Below are 16,180 nucleotides of genomic sequence, written 5' to 3' on the forward strand. Positions count from 1 at the left end.
TCGACGGAGATTTCGACTACTCACCGTCACCATGATGCGGACGTCCGCCGCCTTCCCCGCGCGGCGTCACGGCGTGAGGCGGACCACCGTGATCCCGGGCGTCCCGTCGGCCCAGGACGCGTCCTGTACCGCGGCCACGCAGCGGACGTGCCCGCGCTCGCCCATCCGGGCGGCCAGGTGCAGCAACTCCCGGCGCTGGCGGGGGTCCAGGGCACGGTCGAAACCGTCGGCGAGGACGGTGAGGCTGCGCAGGGCGTCGGGCACCTCGCCCGGGGTGTCCATGGCGAGCACGCCCGGACCGGTCAGCAGCACCAGCGTCAGCGCGAGGTAGCGCAGCTCCCCCTCGCCGAGCCGGGCGAGTGCGGTGCGCCGGCCGTCGCCGCGGTCGAGGAGCGCCCGTACCGTGCCGTCGGCCAGCGGCTCGGCGACGAGGTCGGTCACCGGGCCGGCGCACCCCGCGCGCAGCGCCTCGACCAGCCGGCCGTGCCGCCGGGTGCACTCGGCGCGGGTGCGCCACAGCACGTCGGCGAGGTTGTCGCAGCCGGGCAGCAGCCGGCCGGAACCGGTGGGGACGGGCAGGCGCATGCCCTCCGGGCGGGGGTCGCAGGGGAAGACGGAGCGCAGGGCGACGACCATCTGCTCGGCCGCCGCGAGCACATGCCGCTGGCCGTCCGTCTTGCCGGCCACCCGCAGCGGCAGCAGGGCCGTGCCCAGCAGGTCGTCGGGGAGCGGGGCGCGGGTCACGGGGGCGGCACCCGCGGTGTGCCAGGCGGCCTGGACGGTCCGGCGCCCGGGGTCGCGCAGCGCGGTCTCCAGCAGGACGACCCCGCGCGCGGTCAGCCGCTCCCCCACGATCCGCAGGTACGGTTCGGCCTGGACGGCGATGTCGAGCCGGACCGGGCCCTGGGCGCCGTCGGCCGTACAGCCGATCCGGAAGCCCCGGCGCCGCTCGGCGTCGGGCCGGGCCCGCTCCGGCACGCAGGCGACCGGGTCCGGGAACGCCTCGGTGAGCGGGGCGCCGCCACCGAGCCGGGCCAGCGCCTCGTAGGCGGCGAACGCGGTGGTCTTGCCGGACCCGCTGGGCCCCGCGAACACGGTGACAGGACCCAGCGGGAACGCGGCCCGCCGGTGCCCGGCGAAGGCCGACAGCCGTAACTCGGTGATCCGGGACCGGACATCCGGGGAGGCGGAGACCTGCGCGGGGGCGATGGTGGCGGGGGACGCGTCGGCCGGCGGCGGCTCAGCGGACACGGAGGGCGGGGAGGGCACGGCCATAGGCGGACCGTAGGACCGCGCCCCCACGGGAAACCGTTTCGGCGCCGGGACGTTCCTACGATCGGGGGACACCCCGCCCCGCTGGCTCCCGCTCACCCGCCGGGACACCCGGTCACCCGGCACCCGGCGCGCACTCCGCCGCCCCGGCCCCTCACCCGCCCGAGAGCCCCGCGCCCTCCATCAGGCCGCTGACCTCGGTGCCCGGCGGGGTGAGGAGGAAGACGTTGCGGTCGACGCGGTGCATCCCGCTGCCCAGCCCGAAGACGACACCGGTGCTGAAGTCGAGGACGCGCTTGGCGACGTCGCCCTCCGCGCCGGACAGGTCCAGCAGCACCGGCACGCCCGCCATCAGGGTCTCGGCGACCTCCCGGGCGTCCGCGAAGACGTTGACGCGCAGGACCACGAACCGGCGCCGGGTCTCGGTCTCGGCGTCGGGCAGCGAGCGGTGGTCCACCGCGGACGGCCAGGAGTCCCGGCCCCGCAGCGGCACGACCTGGGCGAGCCCTTCCCACTGTTCATCGGTGACGTCGTAACGGCTCACCGGCTCCCCCCGACCTGACTCGCACTAGATGCCTGCACCAGCCAATTCTTACGCCAAGTCACCCGTTCGGCCCAACAGCGACACGGTCCGCGACCGGCCCGGCGGCCCCTCCTCCACCCCGATCGGAGTCATATATCCATAATCGCCCGCTTCTTACCGGGCTCATACCCGACTCTTCACCGCCCTCCGCGCCCCGCTCACTCGGCACCGATAGCGTCCCGTGCCGTGCACTTGGCAGAAACACAGCAGGTGACACCCGGTCGGCGGATGCTGTCGGCGGTGTCCGCCGTCCCGGGTACCACCCCCCAGGTCCCGGACAGTCCCGCACAGTGGCATCGCGTGCTGACGCTCCTCGCCGACGTGAGCCTGTTCATCGGCACCCGTTCGCTGTGGACCCAGGCTGTCACGCACCGGCTGGTCCTCGCCGGGGCCGTCTCGGTCTGCTACGCCTCGATCCTGGTGACCGGCGTGCTCGCCCTGACGGTCCGCCGTACCCGCTCGCTGGCCCGCCTGGACCTGGTGGTCCTGGCCACCGCGGTCACCCTCGTCCTGTGCGCGTGGACGCTGAACCACGCCGGCGGCGACGAGGCGGCCCTGACCACCCAGGCCGCGCGGGAACTCGCCGCGGGCCACCCGGTGTACGGGCAGCCGTGGCCCTGGCTGTTCCAGGCCAGGCACGTCGCGCTGACGCCGACCATAGACGGCGGGTACGACCTGACGTACGGCTATCCCCCGCTCATGCCGCTGCTCACCGCCCCGCTGCTGTGGCTGGGCCACGGTGGCGCCCCGGCGACGGCGGTGGCGACGGCGGCGCTGGTGACGGCCGCGGTGGTGCTGTGGCGGCTGCTGCCGGTGCCGTGGCGTTCGGCGGCGACGATGGTCTGCCTGGGCTTCGGCTTCCTGCCGGGGTACGCCCGGCAGGGCTATCCGGCGATCGTCGCCCTGGCGCTGCTGGTGCCGGTGGTGGTGCGCTGGCCCCGGCTGGGCGCGCGCGGCCGGCTGGGCGCCGCCGGGGTGGCGCGGGCCGCGTGTCTCGGCGCCGCGTGCGCGGCCCAGCAGCTGCCGTGGTTCGTCACGCCGTTCCTGCTGGCCGGGATCTACGCCGTGCGGCGCGGCGAGCTGGGCCGGCGGGCGGCGGCGCGGGTGGTGCTGCGGATCGTGGGCATCGCGGTGCTCACCTGGCTGCTGCTGAACGCGTACCTCGCCGTGACCGAGCCGGGCCGCTGGCTCGCGGGCATCGCCCTGCCGCTGACCCAGGGCGCGGTGCTGCACGGCCAGGGCCTGGTGGACGTCTCGCTGTACTTCACCCACGGCAGCGACCGGCTGGACTGGTACGGCCACGCGAGCGTGCTGCTCGCCGCCGCCCTGCTGGCGGTGTTCGTGCTGTTCGTCCGGCGGCTCGGGCCGGCCGCGACCGTGCTGCCCTGGTGCGCGTTCTACCTGGCGACCCGGTCCCAGGACGGCTACTACCTGATGATGACCCCGCTGTGGCTGGCGGCGGCGGTCACCGCGCCGCTGCCGGAGTTCGCCCACGCCTGGCAGCCGCGGCCGCGCCCGCTGACCGGGCCGCGCCGCCGGCCCGCGCTGGCCGCGGCCGTCGGGGTGCTGCTGGCGCCGGCGCTGGTCAGCGCGGCCCTGGCGGCGACCGGGAAGCCGCCGCTGCGGATGGACGTCACGGCGGTCCGGCACACGTCGGCGCAGACGCTGTCCCGGCTGACCGTGCGGGTCGCCAACACCGGCGGCACCGCGCTCACCCCGCACTACATGGTCACCACCAGCCAGGGCATGAGCCGGTACTGGTCCCGGGTGCGCGGCCCGGCCACGCTCGCCGCGCACACCACGGCGACCGTGGAGCTGCGGGCCCCGTCGGGCGGTTTCACGGTGCCGACGAGGAAGAGCGCCCAGCTCCGGCTGCGGGCCTTCACGGGAGGCCCGCAGACGCTGTCCACCCTGGACCTGCGCCGGGCGGAACTGGTCACCGGGCCGTCGCACGGGTGAGGCGCCGCGCGGCCGGGCGGGCGGTGCGGCACGGGGGCCGCGTTCACCGGGTCCACCGGGCCGCCGGGCGGGCCGCGCCGAGCCGGAGCGGCACAGGTCACCACCGCAAGAAGAGAAACCTCACAGCGTCCGCTCCACCTCGGTGTGAGCCGCCTGCCCTAGCATCCGAGCATGACGGTCCTGCCTGACGACGGGCTCTCACTGGCCGCCGAGTTCCCTGACGCGACACACGAGCAGTGGCAACGCCTGGTCGAGGGCGTGCTGCGCAAGTCGGGCAAGGAACTTTCCGGCGCGGCAGCCGAGGACGCCCTGTCCACGACGCTGGAGGACGGGCTGCGCACCCGGCCCCTGTACACCGCGCGCGACGGCGCGCCCGACCCCGGACTGCCGGGCTTCGCCCCCTTCGTGCGGGGCAGCCGGCCGGAGGGCTCCCTCACGGGCGGCTGGGGCGTACGGCAGCGGCACACGGCACTGGCCGGCGGCACGGCGGACGCCGTCCTCACCGACCTGGAGAACGGCGGCACCTCCCTGTGGCTGGTGCTGGGCGAGGGCGGCATCCCGGTCTCCGAGCTGGGCCGCGCACTCGACGGCGTCTACCTCGACCTGGCGCCGGTCGTCCTGGACGCGGGCCGCGACACCGAGCGGGCCGCCGAGGCGCTGCTCGGGCTGTGCGAGGAGAGGGGCGTGGCCGCCGGGGCCGTGCGCGGCAACCTGGGCGGCGACCCGCTCGGCTACGAGGCCCGCACCGGGACCCCGCTGGACTTCGCGCCGTACGCCGCGCTGGCCGCGCGCTGCGCCGAGGGGTACCCGGGGCTGCGCGCGCTGACCGTGGACGCGCTGCCGTACCACGAGGCGGGCGGCTCGGCGGCGCAGGAGCTGGGTGCCTCGCTGGCCACCGGTGTGGCCTATCTGCGGGAGCTGACCGAGGCCGGGCTGGGCGTGGAACAGGCCGTCGCCCAGCTGGAGTTCCGCTACGCGGCCACCGCCGACCAGTTCCTGACCATCGCCAAGCTGCGCGCGGCGCGCCGGCTGTGGGCGCGGGTCGCCGAGGTGAGCGGGGCGCCGCAGGCGGGCGCGCAGGTGCAGCACGCGGTGACCTCGCCGGTGATGATGAGCCGCCGCGACCCGTGGGTGAACATGCTCCGCACGACGGTGGCGACGCTCGCCGCGGGGGTGGGCGGCGCCGACTCCGTGACCGTGCTGCCGTTCGACCACGCGCTCGGGCTGCCCGACGCGTTCGCCCGGCGGATCGCCCGGAACACCTCGACCATCCTGATCGAGGAGTCCCACCTGGCCCGGGTCATCGACCCGGCGGGCGGCTCCTGGTACGTCGAGCGGCTGACGGACGAACTCGCCGAGGCCGCCTGGCGGTTCTTCCGGTCGGTCGAGCGCGACGGCGGCCAGGCGGCCGTGCTGCGCTCCGGCCGGCTGCGCACCGACCTGGCGACGACCTGGGCGGAGCGCTCCAAGAAGCTCGCCAAGCGCCGCGAACCCGTCACCGGGGTCAGCGAGTTCCCGCTGCTGGCCGAGAAGCCGGTGGAGCGCGAGCCCGCGCCCGAGCCGCCGTCCGGCGGTCTGCCGCGGGTGCGCCGCGACGAGGCGTACGAGGAGCTGCGCGCCCGCTCCGACGCCCATCTGGCGGCGACCGGCGCCCGGCCCCGGATCTTCCTGGCCACGCTCGGCTCCCCCGCCGAGTACACCGCCCGCGCGACCTTCGCCGCGAACCTCTTCCAGGCCGGCGGCATCGAACCGGTCACCGGCGGCGGCTTCGAGGACAGCGGCGCGACCGAGGCCGTGCTGTGCTCCAGCGACGCGCTCTACGCCGAACAGGCCGGGCAGGCCGCCGAGTCGCTGCGCGCGGCCGGCGCCCGGCACGTGTTCCTGGCGGGCCGGGGCGACCATCCCGGCATCGACAGTTACGTCTTCGCGGGCTGCGACGCCGTCGACGTCCTCTCCGCGACCCTCGACCGCATGGGAGTGTCCTGATGGGAATCCCCGACTTCTCCGGCATCGAGCTGGGGACCCCGGTCACCGACGGCACCGAGGACGAGTGGCGTGCGGCCCTGAAGCGGGCCACCGGGGGCGCGGAGCCGGTATGGGAGACCCCGGAGGGCATCGGGGTCAAGCCGCTGTACACCGGGCGTGACCTGGAGGGCCTGGACTTCCTGGGGACCTACCCGGGCATCGCGCCGTACCTGCGCGGCCCGTACCCGACGATGTACGTCAACCAGCCCTGGACGATCCGCCAGTACGCGGGCTTCTCCACCGCGGAGGAGTCCAACGCGTTCTACCGGCGCAACCTGGCGGCCGGCCAGAAGGGCCTGTCGGTCGCCTTCGACCTGCCCACGCACCGGGGTTACGACAGCGACCACCCGCGGGTGACGGGTGACGTCGGCATGGCGGGCGTGGCCATCGACTCGATCTACGACATGCGCCAGCTGTTCGACGGCATCCCGCTGGACAGGATGACGGTGTCGATGACGATGAACGGCGCGGTGCTGCCGGTGCTGGCGCTGTACATCGTGGCGGCGGAGGAGCAGGGCGTACCGCCCGAGAAGCTGGCCGGGACCATCCAGAACGACATCCTGAAGGAGTTCATGGTCCGCAACACCTACATCTATCCGCCGAAGCCGTCGATGCGGATCATCTCCGACATCTTCGCGTACACCTCGCAGCGGATGCCCCGCTACAACTCCATCTCCATCTCCGGCTACCACATCCAGGAGGCGGGTGCGACGGCCGACCTGGAGCTGGCGTACACGCTCGCGGACGGTGTGGAGTACATCCGGGCGGGCCGGGAGGCGGGCCTGGACGTGGACGCGTTCGCGCCCCGGCTGTCGTTCTTCTGGGCGATCGGCATGAACTTCTTCATGGAGATCGCGAAGATGCGGGCGGCCCGGCTGCTGTGGGCCAGGCTGGTCGCGCAGTTCGACCCGAAGAACGCCAAGTCGCTGTCGCTGCGCACCCATTCGCAGACCTCGGGCTGGTCGCTGACCGCGCAGGACGTGTTCAACAACGTCACGCGTACGTGTGTGGAGGCGATGGCGGCGACCCAGGGCCACACCCAGTCGCTGCACACCAACGCCCTCGACGAGGCGCTCGCCCTGCCGACGGACTTCTCGGCGCGCATCGCCCGCAACACCCAGCTGCTCATCCAGCAGGAGTCGGGCACCACCCGGGTCATCGACCCGTGGGGCGGCAGCGCGTACGTGGAGCGGCTGACGTACGACCTCGCCCGCAAGGCCTGGCAGCACATCCAGGAGGTGGAGCAGGCGGGCGGCATGGCGCAGGCCATCGACGCCGGCATCCCGAAGCTGCGCGTGGAGGAGGCCGCGGCCCGCACCCAGGCCCGGATCGACTCGGGACGCCAGCCGGTGATCGGCGTGAACAAGTACCGGGTGGAGAACGACGAGCAGATCGAGGTCCTCAAGGTCGACAACTCCTCCGTGCGCGCCCAGCAGATCGAGAAGCTGCGCCGGCTGCGGGAGGAGCGGGACGAGACGGCGTGCCGTGACGCGCTGGACGCGCTCACCCGGGCCGCCGACGGCACCGGCAACCTGCTGGAGCTGGCGGTGCGGGCGGCCCGCGCGAAGGCGACGGTCGGTGAGATCTCGGACGCCCTGGAGAAGGTGTACGGGCGGCACGCCAGCCAGATCCGTACGATCTCCGGTGTGTACCGCAACGAGGCAGGGGAGTCCGCGAACGTGCACCGCACCCGGGCCCTGGTGGACGCGTTCGAGGAGGCCGAGGGACGCCGGCCGCGCATCCTGGTCGCCAAGATGGGCCAGGACGGCCACGACCGCGGCCAGAAGGTGATCGCGACCGCCTTCGCCGACCTCGGTTTCGACGTCGACGTCGGCCCGCTGTTCCAGACGCCGGAGGAGGTCGCCCGGCAGGCGGTCGAGGCGGACGTGCACGTGGTCGGGGTGTCCTCGCTGGCCGCCGGTCACCTCACGCTCGTCCCGGCGCTGCGGGAGAAGCTCGCCGAGGAGGGCCGGGACGACATCATGATCGTGGTCGGTGGTGTCATCCCGCCGCAGGACGTGCCGACGCTGCGGGAGATGGGCGCGGCCGAGGTGTTCCTGCCCGGGACGGTGATCCCGGACGCGGCCCACGACCTGGTGCGGCGACTGGCGGCCGACCTCGGCCACGACCTGTAGCCCCGCATGGCCGCGATCGATCTCGACACCTATGTGAAGGGCGTGCTCGACGGCAGGCGGGCCCTGGTGGCCCGCGCCATCACGCTCGTGGAGTCGACCCGCGCGCAACACCGGGTTTTGGCGCAGCGGTTGCTCACCGAGCTGCTGCCGCACAGCGGCCGGGCGCGGCGGATCGGCATCAGCGGGGTGCCCGGTGTCGGCAAGTCGACGTTCATCGACGCGTTCGGCACGATGCTGACCTCGCTGGGCCACCGGGTGGCGGTCCTCGCCGTCGACCCCTCCTCCACCCGCACCGGCGGCTCCATCCTGGGCGACAAGACCCGGATGGAGCGCCTGGCGGTCGACCCGGACGCGTTCGTCCGCCCCTCCCCCAGCGCGGGCACGCTGGGCGGGGTCGCCAAGGCCACCCGGGAGTCGATGGTGGTGATGGAGGCGGCCGGCTACGACGTGATCCTCGTGGAGACCGTCGGCGTCGGCCAGTCGGAGACGACGGTCGCGGAGATGGTCGACTCCTTCCTGCTGCTCACCCTCGCCCGCACCGGCGACCAGCTCCAGGGCATCAAGAAGGGCGTCCTGGAGCTGGCCGACGTGATCGCCGTCAACAAGGCGGACGGCCCGCACGAGCGCGACGCCCGGGCCGCCGCGCGGGAACTGGCGGGCGCGCTGCGGCTGATGCACGGCAGGGACGCCTTCTGGACCCCGCCGGTGCTGCACTGCAGCGCCCGCGAGTCGACCGGCCTGGACACGGTCTGGGAGCGCCTGGAACAGCACCGGGCGCTGCTGGACTCGACGGGCCGGCTGGCCGGCAAACGGCGGGACCAGCAGGTGGGTTGGACCTGGGCGATGGTCCGGGACGAGCTCCTGGGCCGGCTGCACTCCGACCCGGTGGTCCGCGCGACCGCCCCCGACCTCGAACGGCAGGTCAGGGAGGGCCGGTTGACGGCGACCCTGGCGGCGGAACGCATCCTGGCGGCCTTCGAGGGCCGTACACCGCCCTCATCCCCGGACTAGCGGAGGGCGTTGAGGGCCTCGGGGGCGCTCTCGCCGTCGAGGGTCTGCAGGAGCGCGCGGATGACGTCCGTCGCCGCGCGTTCCTGGGCCTCCCGGGTGCTGGCGCCCAGGTGCGGGGTCACCGTCACGTTGTCGAGTCCGAGGAGGGGCGAGTCGGTGCACGGCTCGTCGTCGAAGACGTCCAGGGCGGCGCCCGCGAGCCGGGACTCGCGCAGGGCCGTGTACAGGGCCGCCTCGTCCACGATGCCGCCGCGGGCGACGTTGGCGAGGTAGGCCGTGGGCTTGACCAGGCGGAGTTCGGCCTCGCCGATCAGGCCGACGGTCCGGGGCGTCCGCGGGACGTGGACGGTGATGAAGTCGGAGCGGGACAGCAGTTCCTCCAGGGGCACCGGCTTGATGCCGTGCTGGTCCGCCGTCTGGGCCGTGGCGTAGGGGTCGTGGCCGAGGACCGTCATGTCGAAGGCGGCCATGCGCCGGGCCACGGCCAGCCCGATGCGGCCGAGCCCGACGATCCCCAGGGTCTTGCCGGCGAGTTCGGTGCCGACGTGGGTGCTGCGCTTCCAGATGCCGGACTTCACCTCCGTGCCGGCGCTCTGGATGTCACGGGCCGCCGCCAGCAGCAGCCCGCAGGTCAGTTCGGCGGCGCTGACGACGTTGGCGGCCGGGGCGTTGACCACGACGACACCGGCCTCGGTGGCGGCGGCGACGTCGATGTTGTCGATGCCGACCCCGGCCCGGCCGACGACGGCGAGCCGCGGGGCGGCCGCGAGGACCTCGGCGTCCACGGTGGTGGCGCTGCGGACCAGGAGGGCGTCGGCGTCGGTCACGGCGGCCAGCAGCCGCGCGCGGTCGGCGCCGTCGCAGTGGCGTATCTCGTACTCCGGGCCGAGGCGCTCCAGGGCGGTGGCCGGCAGCGGGTCGGCGACCAGGACAACACGGGAAGTCATCGGATTCTCCCTAGCGGGTGTGGGGCTGCGGGGCGGTGCGGGAGTGCCGTGCGTCCGGGGTGGCCGGGGGCGGGAACGCGGTCGCCGCCCCCGGCCGCCCCGGTGCCGCGGCTCAGCTCTCGACCGCCATCACGATGCCGAAGGCGATCATGACGGTGCCCGCTGTGGCGTCGACGTTGCGGCGGACCGTGCGGCGCTTCATCCAGGTGCGCAGGCCGTGGGCGCCGAGGCTGATCAGGCCGTACCAGATCACCGCCTCCAGCGCGTTGACGCCGGCCAGCGCGGTGCCCATGAGCGCGGGGGACGCGCCGGACGGGATGAACTGCGGGATGGTGGCGCCGTAGAAGACACCGACCTTGGGGTTGGCCAGGTTGTTGAGCATGCCCCGGCCGAAGGAGCGCCACAGCGAGGCGGACTCCGGTTCCAGCTCGGTGTCCTTCTCCTGTCCCGCGCCGATGGCCCGGGCCGAGCGCCACAGCCCGATGCCCAGCCAGACCATGTAGGCGGCGCCGACGATCCGGAACACGGTGTACGCCGTCTCGGAGGCGTCCAGCAGCGCGCCGATGCCCACCGCGATCGCCCCGCCCCAGATGACGGCGCCGACGCCCACACCCACGCCGGTGATGAACCCGTGGAGCCGCCCGCGCGCCACCGTGTTGCGGATGACCAGTGCGGTGTCCACGCCCGGCATGATCACCAGCAGGGCCGACACCAGGGCGAACGAGACCAGTGACTGCAGAACCGACACGCTTACACTCCTGACTTCTCGGCCGTGATGTCGGCCAGGGGGATTCCGTCGCGCGTGAGACCGCGCAGCCAGTTGCGGTAGAAGAGCCGTCCGGCATCCTGCCAGTTCTCCACCGGGGCCGCCGACGGATCGTCGCCGGGGAAGTAGTTGGCCGGAAGGGCGATGTCCGCGCCCTTGGCCTGGTCGCGGCGGAACTGCCGCAGCAGCGTGTCGGGGTCGTACTCGGGGTGCCCGGAGACGTACAGCTCCCGGCCGTCCCGGCCGACGGCGATGTGCACCCCGGACTCGGGCGACTCCACCAGGATCCGCAGCTCCCCGGTTCTCTCGAAGTCGGCGCGGCGGTTCTCGGTGTGCCGGGACTGGGGCACCGTCACGACCGGCTCGAAGCCCGCCAGGAGCGGGGAGGAGGGGTCGGTGAGCGTGTTCGGGAAGTTGCCGAACAGCTTGCCGGGCAGCTCGTGCTTGGGGATGCCGTAGCGGTGGTACAGCGCGGCCTGGGCGCCCCAGCAGACGTACTGGGCGGAGGTGACGTGCTTTTCGGCCCAGTCCATGATGCCGCGCAGCTCGTCCCAGTACGTCACCTGCTCGAAGGGCAGCAGCTCGACGGCGGCGCCGGTCACGATCAGGGCGTCGAAACGGCGGCCGGCGACGTCCTCGTGCGTCAGGTAGTGCTCCTTCAGGTACGCCTCGGGTGTGCTCTTGGAGGTGTGGTCCCGGGGGCGCAGCAGGGTGACGCGGACGGGCAGGCCGGTGCCGGACAGCAGGCGCAGCAGCTGGGTCTCGGTGACCGGCTTGTCCGGCATCAGGTTGAGGATGGCGAGTTCGACGGCCGGGGCCGGCGTGCCGGTCCCGCGGGGCTCGACGGTGACGGTGACGCCTTCCTCGGCGAGCTGTCCGACGGCGTCGATCCGGGTGGCGACGATGAGGGTCACGGCGCGGTGCTCCTGGTGGTCTCGGGCTCGGTGGCGGCGGCGAGTTCGGCCAGTACGGCGGTGACGCACCGGTCGGCGTCCGCCAGTGCGCGGTTGCGGCCGCCGGGCGAGGGCACGTAGTGGTTGTAGAAGGTGGCCCCCTCGCAGAGCGGGCCGAGGACGCGGACCTTCCGGTCGGGCCGGCCGTCGGCGGCGACGGGGTGCTGGTCCGCCGTGATGTCGACACCGCGGCTGCTGCGGGCGCCGGGGCGGTGCCGGCGGATCCGCCCGCCGGACACGAGGTCCGCCAGCAGCGGGCTGCCGGTCGCCTCCACGTCGGGCTGGCCCGACGTGGCGTAGGCGAGCCAGTCGGCCGGTGCGCTGTGGCCGGTGTCGAGACCGGTGGAGGAGATCCGCCACGCCGTCCCGTCCCACTCGACGCGCGGCGCGGGCCCGAAGGGGACGCTGACGATCCCGGCCTCCAGCAGGGCGAGCAGCTCCTCGTGCCGGTCGAGCTGCGGGCCGGTCACCGAGCGGTTGAGGGTGGCGGTGAAGGAGCCGTAGAACTCGTCGTGGGAGTCCTCGTCCAGGCCGCCGAAGTCGACAGCGTGGCGGACGACGTCGCGCAGGTCGCGCAGCACCTCCAGGCCGGCCTTGGTGGGACTGCCGCCGAGACCGAGCCGTGCCTCCACCAGGTCCGACCGCAGCCGCTCCTCGTACCACTTCTGGTAGGCGTCGCTGGAGTCGAAGGCGGCCGTGTCGGGGAAGAGCAGCTCCTGGGGGTCGAAGTGGCCGAACCGCTCGGCGTGTTCCCGGTCCAGGGCGCGCAGCTCGTCGTCCAGGGTTCCCGTGTCCGCCGCCGTGCGGAGCCGCGCCGTCAGGGTGTCCTCGGCGTCGGTGCCCCGGGCGAGGGCGGTGCCGCGGCGGTGGAAGGCGATGCGCATCTCGGTGCGGATCAGCGGGAGCAGGTCGCCGTGCAGGCTCAGCGGGCGGCCGTCCGCGCAGGCGCGCAGGCGGTCCAGGGCCTCGGCGGTGAACACCACCGGCCGGTACGGTCCGCCGGTGCGGTTGGCGGCGGGCCGGGCCCGGAAGGGGATGCCGGTCCGGGAGAACAGCAGGACGCGCGGCTCGCGTCCGCTGGGCAGGTAGCGCAGGCCGCCGTCGGCCGCCTCGTACCGGCCGCCCCGGCCGAGGGTGAGCGAGGCGAGGACGTCCATGGCGGACAGGCCGGTGCCGCCGAGGGCGACGGTCTGGCCGGCGGTGACGTCCGCGAAGGCCCGGGCGGGCGGGTAGATCGCGTGGATGCGCCGGGACGCGCCCGGTGCCCCGGGGGCCGGGTCGGCCGGCGGGGTGTGGCCGGTGGTGAGGAAGACCGTGTCCACCCGCAGGGTCTCGCCGGTGTCCAGGGTGATCTCCCGGGAGTCGTCCGGGCCGGCGGTGAGGCCGGTCGCCGTGGCGCGGTGGAAACGTATCTCCACGTGGTCGGGGACGCGGTCGAGGAGGCGCCGCAGGAACCAGGCGAGGTACTCGCCGAGCACCCGCCGGGGCAGGTAGTCGTCCGGCCGTACCGACCGGCCCTCGGCGCCGAGCGTGTAGCCGTCCTCGCCCACCTTCAGGCCCCGGTCCGTCACCCAGGTGTACAGGTCGGGCCCCTGGTCGCCGACGGCCGCGCCGACCGTGGACTCGTCGGGGAAGAGACTCACCTGCGCGCAGACGGTGTTGAGCAGCAGGTGGTCGGGCTGGTCCACGGTGTGGATGCCGACGCCGGTGCCGTCCGGGTCCACCACGTCGACGACGAGCCGGCGCCCGGCCCAGTCCGGCCGTGCGGCGCGGGTGACGAGGCGTTCGAGGACGCCGATGCCGCGCGAGCCCAGGCCGATGATGCCGACGGTGCCCGCGGCCGCGGTCTGCTGGAGGGAAGTCGTCACCACCGCTCGGTCTCCCCGAAGAAGTCGGCGATGGCGGTGACGCGGCCGGACTCGGCGGCCACGCGGTGCACTTCGAGGCCCACGGCGAGGTCCAGGACGCCCAGGCCGAAGGGCGAGAAGACGACCGGCTTGTCGGTGCCGACGGTGGCCTCGCCGTTGATGACCTCGGCGAGGGTGCCGGTGACGAAGTCCCGGTTGCCGTACTTCTGTTCGGCCAGGTGCGGGGAGGTGTTGGCCTTCAGGCAGTGGTCGACGTCGTCCAGCACGTTGTAGGAGCCGACGATGAGTTCGGGGCCGATGTCCCGCAGGGAGATGTTGAGGACGATCTGCCCGGGCGCGAAGGCGTCGGGTTCGAGGACGTACGGCTCACCGGCCGTGGTCGCGAAGACGACCACGTCGGCGCCGGACACGGCCTCCTCGAGGGTCTCGGCGTAGGACGCCGGGTAGGCCAGCCGCTCGGTGGCGTGGGCCGCCAGGGCCGTGCCGTACTCCTGGCTCAGGTCGTACACCGCGACCTGGTCGAACGTCCACTGCTCGGCGTGGAAGAACTCCAGGATGTTGCGGGCGATGATGCCCGCGCCCACCACCGCGAGCCGGCCGCCCTTGCGCCCGCCGGTGAGGACGTCCGCCGCCAGGACGGCGGAGGCGGCGGTGCGGGCGGCGCTGATCTGGGAGGCCTCCAGGAGCGCGAACGGGTAGCCGGTCTCGGCGTCGTTCAGGACGAGCGTGGCCGAGGCGCGGGGGATGCCGCGTTCGATGTTGGCCGGGAAGCTCGCGATCCACTTGATGCCGGCGACCTCGCGCTCGCCGTCGAGGTAGGCGGGCAGGGCGATGATCCGGTCCGCCGGCTTCTCCGGGAAGCGCAGGAAGTAGCTGTCCGGGTTCACGGAACGCCCGGCGTGGTGGGCCAGGTAGGTGTCGCGCACGACCCGGACGATGTCCCGGCGGCCGTCGCGGACGATGTCCCGGACGGTACGGCCGTTGACGACATCGAATTCGAACATGGTGGCTCCTTCTGTCTCTGGTGCGTGGTGCGTGGTGGGGCGGACGGCGACGGGGTCCGGGTCAGTCGTCGACGGCGCCGAAGCGCTCGCCGACCCAGTCGTCGTCGTAGATCGTGTCGAGGTAGCGCTCGCCGAGGTCCGGGCTGATGGCGACCACCGAGGCGCCCTCGGGGATGTCGCGGTGGCGGGTCTCGACCGCGGCGAGCACCGAACCGGTGGAGCCGCCGGTGAGGATCCCCCGCCCGGTGGCGAGCCGCCGGCACATGCGCACCGCCTCGCCCTCGGGCACCATGACGACCTCGTCCACGAGTCCGTCCCGGAAGATCTCCGGGCGCCGGCTCGTGCCCAGGCCGGGGATGTGCCGGCGGGCCGGGGCGGAGCCGAAGGTGACCGAACCGGCGGTGTCGACCGCGACGATGCGGGTACCGGGAGAGTGCTCGCGGAAGTACTCGGCGCAGCCCCGCAGGGTGCCGGTGGTGCCCGCGCCGACGAAGAGGACGTCGACCTCGCGCTCCTTGAGCAGGGCCGGGGCGGTGCGCCGGTAATGGGCCTGCGGATTGGCCTCGTTGGCGTACTGGTTGGGCCACACCAGGCCGGGGTCCTCGGCCAGCCGGGCGTGGATGTGGTCGATGCGGGACTGGAGGAAGCCGCCGTTGGCGTCCCGGCGGTCGACGATGACCACCTCGGCGCCGTACGCCCGCATCAGACGGACGCTGGTGGCCGCGGTGTTGGGGTCCGCGACACAGGTGAACCGGTAGCCGCGGGCCGCGCAGACGGAGCTGAGCGCGATGCCGAGGTTGCCGGAGGAGGACTCGATGACCCGGCCGCCGGGCTTGAGCACGCCTCGGTGCTCCAGGTCCTCCAGCAGGCCCACGGCCGCCTTCAGTTTGATGGACCCCGCGAGGTTGAGGCCTTCGATCTTGAGCGTGAGATCGATACCGGGGATGAAACCGCTCAGGTCGAGGAAAAGGTCGTCGAGGACCAGGTCGTACGCATTGCGAAAGATCATCGAGCACCTTCGGAAACGGTCGAGCGTGACGGAGGTGGTACGAGTGGTGCGGTGCCGACGGCACGCCGACGACGCCCCGGGCACGGCCGGGCACAGGCGGGCCGAGGACATGGGGCGGTGCCGTCGCGGGACATGCCGCGGACGTGGGTCCTTGAGGTGGTAGGGCCGAGTGCCCGCGCATGCCGTCCGGTCCGGACGTCAGGAGCGGGCGGCCTCAGCCGTGGTGCGTGCCCGGCCCGTCGACGGGCCGCCCGGCGCGACGGCGTGGAAGACGCGCACGGGCGTACGGACACGGGGCGGCCGGGGTGCCGTCCCCGGCTGCGACGGGTCCTGGGCGCGGCGCGGTGACCGCGCCGTGAGGACACCGCTCCGCGCGGTGTGGAAGCCGCCGACTCCGGTCAGTGGGACGGGAGTTCACTCGGGCGGGCGGCTGGGCGTCGATGGACGCTAAGTGGTCGTCCGTCTGTTCGCGGACCGATGCCCCCGATGGCCCGGAGTGGCTTTCCCTCGGTGCGTCGACCGCACGCGTGACGTGCACGCCTTTCCCCTTCCCCCGTGGAATGGCAATACTGTTGCCGGTGCGTCACGCAGAGGCCGGTGGAGCGGCGGTGCGTGATCTTCCGGTAACTCTAACTCGCTCTCCGTGAC

12 protein-coding genes are annotated in these 16,180 nt (G+C 73.7%); 4 read left to right on the forward strand and 8 right to left on the reverse strand.

Annotated features, from left to right (window positions below; genetic code table 11):
• Positions 1–66: 66 nt before the first annotated feature.
• Both ACZ3ZD_RS19935 and ACZ3ZD_RS19940 read right to left on the reverse strand, forming a co-directional pair.
• Complete coding sequence (locus tag ACZ3ZD_RS19935) at positions 67–1,275, reverse strand: AAA family ATPase (RefSeq protein WP_467398932.1); 1,209 nt, start codon at positions 1,273–1,275, stop codon at positions 67–69.
• 151 nt (positions 1,276–1,426) lie between these two features.
• Positions 1,427–1,816, reverse strand: a complete 390-nt coding sequence (locus ACZ3ZD_RS19940; protein ID WP_467398934.1) for a cell division protein SepF — start codon at positions 1,814–1,816, stop codon at positions 1,427–1,429.
• A 267-nt stretch (positions 1,817–2,083) separates the two neighbouring features.
• Here ACZ3ZD_RS19940 and ACZ3ZD_RS19945 point away from each other — a divergent pair, with 267 nt between their 5' ends.
• From ACZ3ZD_RS19945 to meaB, 4 genes are all read left to right on the forward strand, one after another.
• Entirely contained in the window at positions 2,084–3,814 is a 1,731-nt protein-coding gene (locus ACZ3ZD_RS19945) for a hypothetical protein (RefSeq protein WP_467399010.1), read from the forward strand.
• 171 nt (positions 3,815–3,985) lie between these two features.
• The gene (locus tag ACZ3ZD_RS19950; protein WP_467398936.1) at positions 3,986–5,800 is read left to right on the forward strand and encodes a methylmalonyl-CoA mutase family protein; all 1,815 of its coding nucleotides are present in this window, start codon (positions 3,986–3,988) and stop codon (positions 5,798–5,800) included.
• Entirely contained in the window at positions 5,800–7,974 is a 2,175-nt protein-coding gene (gene scpA, locus ACZ3ZD_RS19955; RefSeq protein WP_467398939.1) for a methylmalonyl-CoA mutase, read from the forward strand. The genes ACZ3ZD_RS19950 and scpA overlap by 1 nt, the downstream gene beginning before the upstream one ends.
• A gap of 6 nt (positions 7,975–7,980) precedes the next feature.
• Positions 7,981–8,985, forward strand: coding sequence for a methylmalonyl Co-A mutase-associated GTPase MeaB (gene meaB / locus ACZ3ZD_RS19960; protein WP_467398941.1), 1,005 nt, complete (start codon positions 7,981–7,983; stop codon positions 8,983–8,985).
• On the opposite strand, the gene ACZ3ZD_RS19965 is transcribed toward meaB, so the two are convergent.
• The 6 genes from ACZ3ZD_RS19965 to sbnA form a co-directional block, all read right to left on the reverse strand.
• On the reverse strand, positions 8,982–9,932 hold the full coding sequence (locus tag ACZ3ZD_RS19965; RefSeq protein ID WP_467398944.1) for a hydroxyacid dehydrogenase: 951 nt from the start codon (positions 9,930–9,932) through the stop codon (positions 8,982–8,984). The two genes, meaB and ACZ3ZD_RS19965, sit on opposite strands and share 4 nt — an antisense overlap.
• Before the next feature lie 112 nt (positions 9,933–10,044).
• Positions 10,045–10,680, reverse strand: coding sequence for a LysE family translocator (locus ACZ3ZD_RS19970; protein WP_467398946.1), 636 nt, complete (start codon positions 10,678–10,680; stop codon positions 10,045–10,047).
• Positions 10,681–10,682: 2 nt separating this feature from the next.
• Positions 10,683–11,612, reverse strand: coding sequence for a homoserine O-succinyltransferase (locus tag ACZ3ZD_RS19975; RefSeq protein ID WP_467398948.1), 930 nt, complete (start codon positions 11,610–11,612; stop codon positions 10,683–10,685).
• Positions 11,609–13,519 (reverse strand): FAD/NAD(P)-binding protein, encoded by a 1,911-nt coding sequence (locus ACZ3ZD_RS19980; RefSeq protein ID WP_467398951.1) that lies wholly within the window; start codon positions 13,517–13,519, stop codon positions 11,609–11,611. Before ACZ3ZD_RS19980 ends, ACZ3ZD_RS19975 begins: the two co-directional genes overlap by 4 nt.
• Positions 13,516–14,523 (reverse strand): 2,3-diaminopropionate biosynthesis protein SbnB, encoded by a 1,008-nt coding sequence (gene sbnB / locus ACZ3ZD_RS19985; protein ID WP_467398953.1) that lies wholly within the window; start codon positions 14,521–14,523, stop codon positions 13,516–13,518. The genes ACZ3ZD_RS19980 and sbnB overlap by 4 nt, the downstream gene beginning before the upstream one ends.
• A 61-nt stretch (positions 14,524–14,584) precedes the next feature.
• Positions 14,585–15,532, reverse strand: a complete 948-nt coding sequence (gene sbnA, locus ACZ3ZD_RS19990; protein ID WP_467398955.1) for a 2,3-diaminopropionate biosynthesis protein SbnA — start codon at positions 15,530–15,532, stop codon at positions 14,585–14,587.
• Between the last annotated feature and the right edge of the window lie 648 nt (positions 15,533–16,180).

It is taken from the genome of Streptomyces sp. NPDC023481, from assembly GCF_055560195.1.

What these genes read in the sequence shown, in the direction of transcription:
- sbnA (WP_467398955.1), bottom strand. Translation starts at nt 15,532, where the DNA reads ATGATCTTTCGCAATGCGTACGACCTGGTCCTCGACGACCTTTTCCTC.
- meaB (WP_467398941.1), top strand. Translation starts at nt 7,981, where the DNA reads ATGGCCGCGATCGATCTCGACACCTATGTGAAGGGCGTGCTCGACGGC.
- scpA (WP_467398939.1), top strand. Translation starts at nt 5,800, where the DNA reads ATGGGAATCCCCGACTTCTCCGGCATCGAGCTGGGGACCCCGGTCACC.
- ACZ3ZD_RS19945 (WP_467399010.1), top strand. Translation starts at nt 2,084, where the DNA reads ATGCTGTCGGCGGTGTCCGCCGTCCCGGGTACCACCCCCCAGGTCCCG.
- ACZ3ZD_RS19950 (WP_467398936.1), top strand. Translation starts at nt 3,986, where the DNA reads ATGACGGTCCTGCCTGACGACGGGCTCTCACTGGCCGCCGAGTTCCCT.
- ACZ3ZD_RS19935 (WP_467398932.1), bottom strand. Translation starts at nt 1,275, where the DNA reads ATGGCCGTGCCCTCCCCGCCCTCCGTGTCCGCTGAGCCGCCGCCGGCC.
- sbnB (WP_467398953.1), bottom strand. Translation starts at nt 14,523, where the DNA reads ATGTTCGAATTCGATGTCGTCAACGGCCGTACCGTCCGGGACATCGTC.
- ACZ3ZD_RS19965 (WP_467398944.1), bottom strand. Translation starts at nt 9,932, where the DNA reads ATGACTTCCCGTGTTGTCCTGGTCGCCGACCCGCTGCCGGCCACCGCC.